9 protein-coding genes are annotated in these 13,563 nt (G+C 61.4%); 6 read left to right on the top strand and 3 right to left on the bottom strand.

Annotated features, from left to right (window positions below; all coding sequences use genetic code 11):
• Positions 1-25: 25 nt before the first annotated feature.
• From X738_RS67610 to X738_RS67600, 3 genes are read right to left on the bottom strand one after another with little or no spacing between them, the layout of a single operon-like run.
• Positions 26-376: a hypothetical protein gene (locus tag X738_RS67610; RefSeq protein ID WP_023801297.1), complete on the bottom strand. Its 351-nt coding sequence runs from the start codon at positions 374-376 to the stop codon at positions 26-28.
• Entirely contained in the window at positions 376-801 is a 426-nt protein-coding gene (locus X738_RS67605) for a DUF6484 domain-containing protein (protein WP_023801296.1), read from the bottom strand. The genes X738_RS67610 and X738_RS67605 overlap by 1 nt, the downstream gene beginning before the upstream one ends.
• Before the next feature lie 7 nt (positions 802-808).
• The gene (locus tag X738_RS67600) at positions 809-3,136 is read right to left on the bottom strand and encodes a type VI secretion system Vgr family protein (protein WP_023801295.1); all 2,328 of its coding nucleotides are present in this window, start codon (positions 3,134-3,136) and stop codon (positions 809-811) included.
• Between the two features lie 198 nt (positions 3,137-3,334).
• Here X738_RS67600 and tagH point away from each other — a divergent pair, with 198 nt between their 5' ends.
• From tagH to X738_RS81045, 6 genes are all read left to right on the top strand, one after another.
• A complete protein-coding gene (gene tagH / locus X738_RS67595; protein ID WP_023801294.1) occupies positions 3,335-4,387 on the top strand; it encodes a type VI secretion system-associated FHA domain protein TagH in 1,053 nt (350 codons plus the stop codon).
• Positions 4,388-4,797: 410 nt separating this feature from the next.
• Positions 4,798-6,306, top strand: coding sequence for a type VI secretion system protein TssL, long form (gene tssL, locus X738_RS67590; RefSeq protein WP_023801292.1), 1,509 nt, complete (start codon positions 4,798-4,800; stop codon positions 6,304-6,306).
• 22 nt (positions 6,307-6,328) lie between these two features.
• Positions 6,329-9,886, top strand: a complete 3,558-nt coding sequence (gene tssM, locus X738_RS67585; protein ID WP_023801291.1) for a type VI secretion system membrane subunit TssM — start codon at positions 6,329-6,331, stop codon at positions 9,884-9,886.
• Between the two features lies 1 nt (position 9,887).
• On the top strand, positions 9,888-10,070 hold the full coding sequence (locus X738_RS67580) for a hypothetical protein (RefSeq protein WP_023801290.1): 183 nt from the start codon (positions 9,888-9,890) through the stop codon (positions 10,068-10,070).
• Entirely contained in the window at positions 10,067-10,834 is a 768-nt protein-coding gene (locus X738_RS67575; protein WP_023801289.1) for a PP2C family protein-serine/threonine phosphatase, read from the top strand. The genes X738_RS67580 and X738_RS67575 overlap by 4 nt, the downstream gene beginning before the upstream one ends.
• Before the next feature lie 81 nt (positions 10,835-10,915).
• Positions 10,916-13,558, top strand: a complete 2,643-nt coding sequence (locus X738_RS81045; protein ID WP_441295555.1) for a protein kinase domain-containing protein — start codon at positions 10,916-10,918, stop codon at positions 13,556-13,558.
• Positions 13,559-13,563 lie beyond the last annotated feature (5 nt).

Below are 13,563 nucleotides of genomic sequence, written 5' to 3'. Positions count from 1 at the left end.
CCATTTGCCCGCATATGGCGCGCAGCTAACGAGGCTGCTCTGCCGGCAAATTCGCTATCAGATACGCTCTCACCTTGTCTAGATCGAGATCGATGATACGCATAGTCGATTTATAGCTGAGCATTCTGACCACAAAAAGTTCGCCCGCCTCGGAATATTCTCGGTAGCGTTCTTCGGCGATCTCAAGCCCAATCCTTCCGGCAACTCGCAACCCGTCGAGATGGGCTTCCAGTCGTTCTATTAGTCGCGCGAGCCGCACCTCGTCCAACTCCGGATTCTCTTCCGGATTCAGCAGATGGCGGTCGTAAATTATCCACAAAAACGCCGCCTGTTCGGCATGCTGGCGCACGATCTCGCGGAGCGTCGGCGGCGGCATCAGTTCAGATTTATCGAGCCGCCGCGGATTCGATTCGCGGCGCTGGCGTGGCTAGTTAAATAGGTGCCGCGAATAGTGATGTGACCATCCTTCTCCATAATGATCGTCGCCTTGCCGCAACGCAATTCTAGGCGTTCTTCGCCGACGATCTGAACCCTCTCACCATCGCGAACCACATATGGCGTTGATGATTTGCGGACCGGCTCCACGATCCTGCCGAGAATCAGCGGCCGCAGCGGATTACCTTCCTGAAAGAGCAGCGCCACTTCCGCGCCTATCATCGCCGAGTTAAGTTCGGTGAGGCTGCGTGCGGAAACCGCCGTTTCTTGCGGATTCCCTGTAAAGACTACAAGCGGCAAACCCGCGTCAAATCCGATCAATATCCCGATTGCGACGCCCTCGATCCGTTCTAACACTTCCGCCATAACGCCCTCAGTTGTGGTTGATCTTGCTGCCCTTCCAAGAAACTTCCTTTGACGCCTTGCCTTTGAACTCACCTGAGGCAATCACCGAAATATCCTTACCTTCAATCGTGATGGTGCCATCCTTTTTCATGGCGATTGCCGCCGAGCCGCATTTGATCACGATGGAGTCACCTGCCTCGATGATCAGATCCTTGCCGATCTTGATGAGCCCGTCCTCGCCTACCTCGACGGCGCTGCCCTTGGCTATCTTGAGCGCTCTGGAACCGCCGACCTCGGTTACATCATCCTTAGCGATCTTGGCCGATCGTCCAGCCCCGATATCGGTGCCTTGATCCTTTGCGATCTTGATCGTCTGCCCGGCTCCTATTTGCACGCTCTGAGCAGCAGCGATCTTCCAACTATCCTCGGCACCGATATCGTGGCTCTGCGCCGCACCTACAGTGACCGACCGTGTCGCGCCGATCGTGTTCGCTTGCGGGCCACCCACGGTTCGGGTCTCGGATGTCCCGACCGAGTCGACCCGAGCCGCGCCGACGGTCACCGTTTGGACAGCGCCGACAGTCTGCGTGTGCGCTATGCCGATCGTCTCCGTCGAGTTCGACCCAATGCCGATCGTCTCGTTCGAGCCCACCGTCAGCGACCTATTCACCCCCACCGTCTCGGTGTCGTTGTTGCCGATATCCGTGGTCTGGTCGACGCCGACCTTGACCGTTTTGTTGTTGCCGACGTCCTCGTCGAGGTTGTGGCCGACGGAGTGTTTGGCGTCGTGATCGATGCGGTCGGACTGGTCGTGCTGCACAAGCTTGGTGCGGTCGTTCTTGATCAGAAGGTTATGGTCCTTCTGCGCCTGGAAATTGACCAGTTCGGAACCGGCCTTGTCCTCGAACATCAGCTCGTTGTAGCCGCCGCCACCTTTCGAGGAGTCGGATTTCCAGCCGGATTGCGTGGCGCTGCCCGGCAGTCCGTAGGGCGGCATCTGCGAGGCGTTGTAGACGCGGCCGGTGATGATCGGCAGATCCGGATCGCCTTCGATGAAGTCGACGATCACCTCCTGGCCGATGCGCGGTATCTGGATGAAACCCCAGCCGCTGCCGGCCCAGGTCTGCGAAACCCGCACGAAGCAGGAGCTGTTCTGGTCCTTCTTGCCGAGACGGTCCCAGTGGAACTGGACTTTTACCCGGGCATATTTGTCGGTGAATATTTCCTCGCCGGATGGGCCGACCACCGTCGCCGTCTGCGGACCGCGCATGATCGGCCGTGTCGTGACCCGCGGCGGGCGATAGGCCAAGGCGGTCGGCGCCACGCCGAGGATCACCTTGAAGTTCTCGCTTTCGACGTCGGCAAGGGCTCTGTAGCCGGGATCGAACAGCCTGTATTCGGCGCTGACCACCAGATATTCCTGGTTCTGGTCTTCCCTTGGGAAGCCGTCCAGCTTGAAGGTGCAGCCGGAATACAGGCCGCGCACGGTGCCGACTGCAGCGATGCGCTGGTGCACGGCCTGAATTTCCTCGCGCCGTATCGCGGCCAGGCTGTCGCCGCGGCCGACGTCGAGATGCGCGCCGGGCTGGCGGTAGTTCTCGCCCGCGGCCAGCTTGTGACTGAACGGCTGGGCGGATTTGGCCATCAGGTCGGCGCCCGGCTTCTCGAAATCATAGTCGGTATGGACATAGGCGCCCGGCCGCACCGAGCTGCCCGGAATCCATTCTGTGATGTATTCGACATCGCGCCGGGAGCCCTGCCCTTCAAAGTGATAGGGCACCTTTTCATAACCCGGCGCCGGCTTGAGCTTGTTCATGGCATCGGCGAGCACAAGCGTGTGCTTGCCTTCGTCGTGCTCGAAGAAATACAGGATGCCTTCGTGCTCGAGCAGCCGCTGCACGAAATCGAGATCGCTCTCGTCATACTGGACGCAGTATTCGCGCGGCGGATAGGACCCTTGCAGGCGCTTCTCGAATTTTGCCGTGCTGTATTTCGAGAAAACCTCCTCGACAATTTCGATGACGCTCATGTTCTGGAAAATACGGCAATCGGTGGTATTGCCGAGAAACCAGAGCCATGGCCTGATGACGGCTTCGTAGTAGGCCAGACGGTCCTCGATCCGGGTCAGCCGAAACTCGGAGACAAGGCCGCTGAACCAGCGTTTGGGATCGGATTCACCCTCGATCGAAACCGCGCCGCCCAGCATCTTCAGCGGATCGATTTCGGGGCTGCTGCTGACGAACCCGACCGTATAGGCCAAACAACGACTGATCTCATCGCGCCCGACAAGATGCGTGAAGGTCAACAGGTCAGCGCCAACCGGCGTCTGCACAACCGTAGCACGTTCGTTCGGCATGGGTCGTGCCCCCTCCCGCCGCTCGTTTCTGCCTGAGCCTAGCACATGTCTTGCACCGACCAAAGGGGACGCTTGGCGGCTGCAGCCTGGTCGCCTGTGGAATCATCGACTTGAACGCTTCTGTGCCGCCGCTCACAAATTGCTGGTATAATGGGGTGTCCTGGGCGAGTTTCCCGACAGGATCGACGGCGATTTTGAATGTTCATCAGGCTGCAGATCAACAATGTCGTCTCCCTGCCCGCCGGTATGTCGACCGGCTACTCCGCTCGTGATCGCAGCTTTGAAATCGGCCGCGAGGCCTGTGATTGGACCTTGCCCGATCCCGACAAGTTCATCTCCGCCAGACACTGCGAAGTGCGTTACCAGGCAGGCGCGTTCTGGCTGCACGATATCTCGCGCAACGGCACATTCATCAATGGATCAACCCAGCGCATGGCCGGCCCTCACCGGCTCGATCAGGGCGACCGGTTGCTGATCGGCCGCTATGTCGTCCTGGTTTCGATTGATGACGAGCGCGCCGCGACAGGGCATCCTCAAAGCAGCCACGGTTCGACGCAGCGACAAATGCCTGTCGCAACCGGCCGGCCGCAGGATTTCGGAGACCAGCCTTTCTTCGAACCGGTGGCGCAACGGCCCGGGCAGAGAGCACCGGTGGCTTCGACGCCCGCGCCTCTCGCTTCGACGAAGGACGAGGTGCTGCGGGACATCGCGATCGCAGCCGGCATCGCGCCGGAACTGCTTCAATCGCGTGATCCGCATGAAGTGGCCGCCGAAATCGGCGCGGTGCTTCGGACGGTTGTCGAGGAACTGGCCCTGCTGCTGAAGGCACGTGCGGCTGCGAAAATACTGGCCAAGAGCACACACCGGACGATGATCAGCGCTGCCGACAACAATCCCCTAAAATTCGTCCCGGGAACCGACGACATCCTCGAGATCATGTTTGCGCGGCGCAGATCCGGCTACCTTGATGCCAGGCACAGTGTCGAGGACGCGTTCCGCGATCTCAAGACGCACGAATTTGCCACCTATGCGGCCATGCAAGCTGCGCTCTCCCGGCTGCTTGACGATTTGTCGCCTGAGGCGATCAGCAAAAAACTCCCACCGACGTCATTCACATCGAAGAAGGGCCTGGCCTGGGACGCCTTCGTCGCCAAATGGCGGACCATGGAGGAAGCACACGAAAACGGCATGCTGGACATATTCCTGGCCTATTTCAGCGAAGCCTATGCCAAAGCCGACAAGCAAAAGTAGACTGGAAATCTGGCAGGTGCTCCGGAAATCGGATCGGTTTGCTGCGCTTAGCCTCGGCTGCGGAGCGGATCACGCACCAGGTGGAATGTATCCTTGGCGAGCCCAAAGATACGGCGCTGTCGTTGGCGAAGAAAAATTCTTTGGCAGCGCTGCATCTGGTTCCAATCGACCGTTTCTAAGCTTACGATCATTTTCGACAGTTCGCCAGCGGGTAAGGCTGATTGACCTGGGGGTCTGCGGCACATGTCATGTTACTGCGGGTTAGAAAGATATAGCCGACCTTCCTCCGGACACTGCCCTCGTCAGCAGCGCCTGCAGTTCCTGCGCCTGCAGTCCCCGCGCCCGGCTGGGGACCGTCTTGCCCTGATGTGGCGCGCATGCGGCACCGACGCGTGCACGGACGATTGGCGATGAGCTCGAAGGACGACCCTTTCGGCCCAGCGGGCAAGACCGTCATTCGCGCACCGCGCCGTGCTGAAAAATCAGCGCCCGATCCCCACCGGGCCGTTGCCGACGGCGGGCGCCCCGGCCCCTCGCCGGTCAAGGATTCAACGGTTTTCGATCCGGTCGCTCGGCATGCACCGCCGGGCTGGACATCCGGAACCGTGATTTATCAGGGCGCAGACCCCGGCGCAGCGGCGGCAACCGGCTCCGTTGCGGCGCCGGGCATTCAGCAGGAAATACTGCTGCATGCCACGGACAGCGTCAGGTATTCCGCAGCCAATCAGATCCTCGCCGCGGCCGCGCCTTTGCTGATGCTGTTTGGCCAGCTCAGGCTTATGGCTGTCGAAAGGCAGGCGGAGCAGCTGGCGGAACATGTCGCCGAGGCGATCGAAAAATTCGACCGGACAATGGAGAAAGCCGGTGTTCCCGAGGAAGATGCACGGATCGCAAAATTTGCTCTCTGCGAAACCGCTGACGACCTCATCGGCAACCTGCCTTGGCCCCAGACAGACGCCTGGGCGCAGCACAGCATGCTGTCACAGTTCTTTCACGTCGTGCCCACCGGCTCGGGCTTCTACCAAGCACTGAACAAGATACTGGCCGCGCCGGAGGCACACTACGATTTGCTTGAACTGATGCATGCCTGCCTGTCGCTGGGGTTCGAAGGCCAGTATCGAGGCCTGGCGCGCGAGGACAACAATCTCGAACGCGTTCGACGCGACGTCTACGAGACGCTTCGTTACTTCAGGGCGCGCGCCGACGACGACATCTCGCCCCACTGGCAAAGCCTGGCGGTGTCCAGCCTACAGTCGTCGGCCCGGTTGCCCCTCTGGGTGATTGCGGCCGCTGCGTCGGCGCTGCTGACGGCGGCATTCTTCGCATTGCGGGTCATCATTACCAACGAGGGTGATACCCTTGCCGGCAGGTTGCTGGCGCTCGATCCGTCGATGCCGGTCGCCATCGAACGCGCCAGCGTGATGCCGTCGGCTGCGCCGGTGAAAATCGCTCCGCCTGTCGCCCCTACCCGTTCCCAGATCGATCGCATCCATGCGGCACTGGCCAAAACTATCGCGCGCGGCGGGCTGATTGTCGGCACGCAGGGCAGGTTCATCATCGTGGAGATCAACAATGTCCTGCTGTTCCCGTCCGGCAGGGCCGAGATAAAACCGGAATTTGGACCAATCGCCGCGGACATCGCCGCCGCACTGGAACCGGAGCCTGGACCGATCATGATCGTCGGCCACACAGACAATGTGAAGCCGCGGAAATCGAGCCCGTTCAAATCCAACTTCGACCTTTCCATCGCCCGGGCGAAGGCCGTCGCAGCTGTCATGGCGCCACGGTTCAGCAAGCCTTCCCGGATCACCGTCGACGGCAAGGGTGAAGACGAACCGATCGCCGACAATGCGACGCCGGAAGGCCGCGCCCAGAATCGCCGTGTCGACTTGATGATCCCCAAGGAGGAAACGCTGTGAGCACGGCCATCTGGAAGCGCCCATGACGCGCTGGCTGCTGCGGATATTCAGCGCGATCGCGTTGGCCGGTTTCGCGGCAGCCGTCTGGTTTGCCGGACCATTGATCCGCTTTGCCGACACGCGTCCACTGGCACCCGTCTGGCTGCGCGTGACGATCATCGGCGTGATCGTTGCGATCGCGACGCTGCTTTATGGCGTGCGTTTCTGGCAAAAGCGAAAGGCGCAAAAGGCGCTCGAGACGATAGTCGCCCGCAACGACGACAGGGACGACGACTCGCAGGTGCTCGAGACTCGGATGAATGAAGCCATCGCTGCGCTCAAGCGGTCGAGCGGCAAGCGCAATTTCCTCTACGAGGTTCCTTGGTACGTCGTCATCGGCCCGCCTGGTGCCGGCAAGACAACGGCGTTGGTCAATTCGGGCCTGAATTTTCCGCTTGCCGGTTCGGGCGACGCCCAGCCAGTGGCCGGCGTTGGCGGCACACGATCCTGCGACTGGTGGTTCACCGACCAGGCGGTGCTGATCGACACCGCCGGGCGCTACACCACGCAGGATTCCAATGCGCAGAGCGACAAGAAGAGCTGGCTCGCCTTCTTGTCGCTGCTCAAGGGATACCGCACCCGGCAACCGATAAACGGGGTTATTCTGGCCATCAGCCTTGCCGATCTCATCAGCCTCGATGATCGGCAGCTTGACGCCCATGTCGTCGAAATACGCAGCCGTCTGCGCGAAATTCACGAAACACTGAAAATCCAGTTCCCGGTGTACCTGCTCTTCACCAAGGCCGACCTTGTCTCCGGTTTCATGGATTATTTTGGCGGCTTCGACGAGCAGCGCCGCCGCAAAGTGTGGGGCGCGACATTCCAGACCGCCGATCGCAGCAAGAACATGGCCGGTGAGGCACCGGCCGAACTCGACGCACTGGCAAAGCGCCTGGCAGAGGAGATGGCCGACCGCCTGCAGGAAGAGGCCGATCCGGTCGCGCGCATAGCCATCTTTGGCTTTCCAGCTCAATTTGACGCGCTAAAAAGCCGTATTGCCGGTTTCGTCGCCGGCATCTTCGATCCGGCCCGCGGCCAGGTGAATGTCAGCCTGCGTGGTCTCTATTTTTCGTCAGGCACGCAGGAGGGCACGCCGATCGACCAGGTGCTGGGCGCAATCGGCCGCAGTTTCGGCAGCGCCTCTCGCGCCCATCTTTCCGGCACCGGCAAGAGCTTCTTCCTGCATGATCTTCTGACCGGCGTCATTTTCGCGGAATCCGGCTGGGTCTCATACGACAAATCGGCTGAAAGGCGTGCAGCGATCGCCAGGTATGGCGGCCTTGGCGCAATAGCATTGATGGCTGCCGCGGCTCTCGGCACCCTGGCCCTGAGCTTTTCAGCCAACAGGTCGCTGATCGCTTCTACCACGCAAGCTGCAGGCCAGTATCGCGAGACGGCGGACCCGCTCCTCAAAAGCACTGAAGTCGCCGATGTCGACCTCGAAAACGTCATCGGCCCGCTCGACCAGTTGCGCGAACTGCCGGCCGGGTTCGACACCAGTGACTTGCCGACCCCGATCCAGGAGACATTCGGCCTCAGTCAGCGGCAAAGACTGCTTTCGGCATCAAAGACAGCTTACCGGCAAGCCCTGGAGCGCATGTTCCGCTCGCGCCTGCTGCTTCAGGCCGAACGGACGATCCAGGCAAAAATGGCTGATCCCACCGCGCTCTACGAACCGCTGAAGATCTACATGATGCTTGGCGGCAAGGCGCCCAAGGTCGACGACGAGCTGATCGTGTCCTGGATGAGGCAGGACTGGGAGCAGAACCGGTATCCGGGTGAAAACAACCGCGAGGGACGAGCGCAACTCGAAAAGCATCTGCGGGCCATGCTTGCGCTGGACGACGCCTATGATCCGGTTTTCGAACTCAACCAGCCACTTGTCGAAGCCGCTCAACGCTCGCTCGGACGCATGAGCCTTGCCGATCGTGCCTCTGCCCTGGTGAAGTCGGCGGTATACGCCGCAGCGCTGGGCGATTTTTCCGTCTCCGTCAAAGGCGGCCCGGAAGCGCAGCTGTTGTTCGAGCGTGTCGATGGCGGCGATCTGTCCGGCCTTCGCGTGCCCGGTATCTACACCTATGGCGGCTTCAACAACTTCTATCTTGGACACCTCTCGCGCATTGCGCAGATGCTTGTCGATGACCAGTGGGTTCTCGGCGGCGGCGCCGAGCAAGGCGGCATCGACCAGGAATTGCCAAAACTCGGTCCCGAACTTGTCGAGCGCTATGGCAGGGAGTTCGCCGCGGCGTGGAACGGCGTTCTCGACAGACTGAAGTTCAAGGCAATGCTGGAGGACAACTATATCGCGCTCTCCGCCGCTGCGTCACCAAGCTCGCCAATCGACCAGCTTTTTACGGCGATAGCCGGCGAAACAGCGCTGACGCGAGAAGCTGGTTCCAGCGAAGAGCCCGGCTCCGAGGCCGAAGCCGGCATGCTTCAAAACCAGCCGCAAAACGCTGCAGACATCGCCAGCGGATTGGCCCGCATCGGCATTCAAATCGCCAGCGGCAAATCGCAAAGCCGGGCCGGCACGGGCTCCGCTCGCGCGCAAAACCAGAACCCCGGGGCGAACATCGAAGCGCAATTCAGATCATTTCAGGCTTTGGTGAACGGTCCCACTGGGCGCCGCCCCATCGATGCACTGACCCAGAATTTCCGCGACATCCATCAAAGTCTGCAATTGGCGGCCGATGTCCCTTCGCAAACGGAACGCGCCAACATGAATCTGCAGCTGCAGATTTCCACCCTTCGCGCCAATGTCTCGCGGCTGCCCAAGCAACTCGCCCGAATGGTTACTGCGACCGCCGACGAGCTTGACGGCAACGTCGCAGAAACGTCGCAGACCAATTTGAACCAGCTGCTCGACCAGACGGTGACGCGCGCCTGCGAGGAGATGGTCGAGGGCCGTTATCCTTTCGCCAGCGATGGCCCGGAGGATATCGCGATGGCGGATTTCGCGAAACTGTTCGCTCCAGGCGGCCTGATGGACCGGTTCTTCGCACAGAATCTCGCATCGCTGATCGACATGACCGGCCAGGACTGGAACTGGAAGCAGGATGCGCGTTTCGGGCGCGACCTGTCGAAGTCGACCCTGAAAAACTTCCAGCTGGCGGCGGAAATCCGCAATGCCTTCTTTCCTTCAGGTGGTTCGGTGCCGTCGGTCAGTATCACCTTTACGCCGTTTTCACTGCATGGCGATGCCGATACGGCGGTACTCGACGTCGATGGCCAGATCGTCCAAAGCAACCAGGCCGGCAACGCGCCAAGCACGGTGACCTGGCCGAGCGGCATGGCTTCCGCGTCCGCGAGCCTGAGCCTCATTCCGGAGATGCCGGGCCGTGAATCCGCGATCAAGTTCGACGGTCCGTGGGCACTGAAGCGCCTGCTGGACAAGGCCGATATCACCGGCACCGGCGGCAACACGCAAGCCCGCTTCGTGATCGGGGGACGCGATGTCGCCTATACGATCCAGGCCAGTTCGGACCAAATCCCTCTCTTCCTTCCTGCGCTATCCGGGTTCAGCTGTCCAAAGGCGTTTTGAGATGACCTTTGAATTTTCCAATGATGACCTTGAATTTTCAAATATGGGGCGGCTGTCCATCGGCAACAGATGGGCGGACGTTGATTTCGATACTCTAACGTTCGAGCCTGTGGCAAACTGGCGCGAGCGAGCGCCTGACGGTGCGCCGCAGAGGACGCTTGAGAAGCGCTTGGTGGCAAAGTGAACAATGTCGCCCTTCCCTTTGAAAGCTTCGGCGTTAGCCACAGAGGCTGTGTCCGTGAGCTCAACGAAGACAGCTATCTGGTCGAGCCGGAAACCGGCCTGTGGGTGGTAGCCGATGGAATGGGTGGACATGATGCCGGGGAAGTCGCTTCGGCCAGCATTGTCGATCATCTGGCAACGATCGGCATTGCAAGCTCTGCACCGGATCTGCGCGCGCGCTTCGAGGACCGGCTGAGCCGGGCCAACGCCGAAATCCGCAGGATATCGCAATCCCGCGGAGTAACCATTGGCTCCACTGTCGCCGCCCTGCTGGCGATGGATGGGCGGTTTGCCTGCCTGTGGGCAGGCGACAGTCGCGTCTACCTGATCCGCAACGGCTCGATCTCGCAGATTTCGAAGGACCATACCGAAGTCCAGGAACTTCTCGACAAGGGCATGATCAGCGCAGCCGAAGCGCTCGCCTGGCCGCGCCGCAACGTCATCACGCTTGCGGTCGGTGTCAGCGACGAGATCGTGATCGATTTCCAGCAAGGCGAAATCATGCCGGGCGACATATTCGTGCTGAGCACCGACGGGCTGACAGCGCATGTCACAGACGCCGAGATCGAGGCGGCGGCGGTGTCGGCGACACCTCAGGCGGCATGCGAAAACCTGCTGCAAATGGTGCTGGCGCGCGGGGGAACGGACAATGTCACGATCGTGCTCGTCAAGATCGGAGACGGGCGCAATGGGGCCTATCCCGGTTCTTCCAGAGCGGTAGGCTGAGGCTGATGAGCGCCGACGACAAGACGCGGATATCGCCTGACATGGCCACCACAGCCGTAGGCACGCAACTCAGCGGCATCTATGAACTGGACGAGCGGATCGCATTCGGTGGCATGGGCGAAGTCTACCGTGGCCACAACATCCAGACCGGCGACCACGTCGCCATCAAGATCGTATTGCCCGAGTTCGCCCGTGACCAGACGATCCTGTCGCTGTTCCGCAANCGGCGACCACGTCGCCATCAAGATCGTATTGCCCGAGTTCGCCCGTGACCAGACGATCCTGTCGCTGTTCCGCAAGGAAGCGACGATCCTCAATCATTTGTCGCACGACGCGGTCGTGCGATATCACGTCTTCACGATCGACCCCGGTATCGGCCGCCCTTACCTTGCCATGGAATTCGTCGACGGCCAATCGCTGTTCGATATCATGCGACGTGGCCCGATGCCGACGGAAGACGTGCGCAAGCTCTGCCATCGTCTGGCTTCCGGCTTGAACGCCGTGCACCAGGCGGGAGCAATACACCGTGACCTCTCCCCGGATAACATCATCCTGCCGGGAGGCCGGGTCGATCGCGCAAAGATCATCGATTTTGGCATCGCGCGATCGGCGACCGTCGGCGGCGAGACGCTGATCGGCGGAAAGTTCGCGGGAAAGTACAACTACGTTTCTCCCGAGCAACTCGGGCTGTACAGCGGCGATGTCAGCGAGCAATCCGACATCTACAGCCTGGGCCTGGTGCTGGCCGCTGCTCTGCGCGGGAAACCGATCGACATGAGCGGCTCCCAATTCGAGATCGTGGAAAAACGCCGCACCGTTCCGGACCTCTCCGACATCGACGCCGATTTTCGTGGAATTGTCGAGGCCATGCTGCAGCCGGATCCACAAGACCGGCCGATCAGCATGGCCGATATCGCCAGGGCGACACGTGACGACACGGACGAGGAGACAAGGCCGCCAGCGTCGATCACACCGCGCGACCGGACGCTGCGAACGGGGGGAACCGCCGCGCCTGGCCCCAAGCTTCCCGGCCCCAGGCTTGCCGGCCCCAAGATGGCAAGTCAGCCTCCGGCGGCTGCCGGTGAGCAGCGCTTCGTTCCGCATGTCCGGCCGGCGCTTCTGTCCGAGCCAAGGCCGTCGCCAGTTGCCGGTCCTGCTCGGGCGGTCTTGCCAAAGGTTCCGGCAAAGTCCGCCAGGACCCGATCGATCGCGATCGCTGTCCTGGCGACATTGGCTGTCGCGTCGGGTGCAGGCGTTTATCTCAGCGGCGTGATGGCGCCTTCCACGCCGACCGCCGGCGACACAGCGTTCTTGTCGCCAAAAGCATCCAAACCGGGTCCGACGGACAGCGCGGCAAATTCGCCGGGCGATGAGCCGGCAAAAGCAGTTGCACCTGAGCAGTCACGAACAGAAGCCACTGCGCCGCCAACTGAAAGTCAGACAGGCGCCGCAGCGGATCAAAAATTGGAGCCGGCACGGCCCGCCGAAGTCCTCTCACCATCCGAGGAAACCCCGGAGCGGTTGGCATCGGAAGAAAGCTCGGAGCCGGCGGCATCCGCGGAAATCTCGGAGCCGGCAGCAGAAGAAGCGCAGTTGCCAGCTGAAAATCGGGCAGATGCCGCGGCGGATCAAAGGCTGGAGCCGACGCGGCCCGCCGAAGTCCTCTCGCCAACCGAGGAAACCCCGGAGCCGGCGGCATCCGAGGACATTTCAGAGCCGGCGGCAGCCGAGGCGCCATCGCCAGCTGAAAATCGGGCAGATGCCGCGGCGGATCAAAGCTTGGAGCCGACACGGCCCGCCGAAGTCCTTTCGCCAACCGAGGAAGCCCCGATCCCGCCGCGCATCCAGGTCGCGCCAATGCCGCCGGCCGACAAGACCTCGCCGCCCGAAGCGGTCCGGCCCGAAATTATGGAGAGCCGGAGGCCCGATCAGCCGGCCAGCCAGCACGCGCGGGCTGAAAGCCAGACGGATGATGCGAACGAAAAACGGCAGCAGGAAGAGACGGCGGCAGGCAAACAGCCGGGCGAAGCCACTATTGCCTTGAACGTGCCGAAACCGGACCTAAAACTGCCGCCGAAAAATGCCCTCGACCCCGCTGCGCAACGGGTCTCCTGGGTGCGGGATTTCAACGGCGGCGACTGTTTCTATGCGACGTTGACGTCGGCAACCGAGGCCGCCGCCGCAATCGAAGGATTGGGCACGGAGATCCAGCCGTTCGAACGAATGCTGTCCGATTTCCAGGCAAAATTCCGTGTCGAACCGGACATCAGCGTCCGCCTCATTGAGCCGGCTCAATGCGAAGTCACCAACTTTCTGCGCTTTCTGGACCAGATGCCGGCTGACAAGCCGCAGCTTGTTCTCGATCGAACGACGGTGCCGAGCGGCTCGCCGATCGGCGGCACGCTGGTGACGCAGGGCGGCCTGATTTCCAGCGTGCTGCTGATCGACCACAGGGGCATGGCATTCAGCCTCGACGATCTTATGCTGGCGCAAGCCGGCAAGGCCACCTTCAACATCCCGATCGATCTCGGCGCAGCCGACAAGGCGGCCGGCAAGGTCGTGCCGCAGATCATAATGGTGATCACGGGCCCACAGGATATTCAGGCTGCGGCGTTCTCTGCGCCGACACCAGCCGCGCTGCTGTTGCCCAAAATTCTCGACGAGATCGACGCCAACCGAGCTGAGTACTCCGCAACGGCAAAGTATTTTCGGCTCGGCGGGTAGCATGG

The sequence above is a fragment of the Mesorhizobium sp. L48C026A00 genome (genome assembly GCF_000502375.1).
GTDB lineage: Bacteria > Pseudomonadota > Alphaproteobacteria > Rhizobiales > Rhizobiaceae > Mesorhizobium > Mesorhizobium muleiense.
This window is presented reverse-complemented; position numbering and strand designations above follow the sequence as displayed.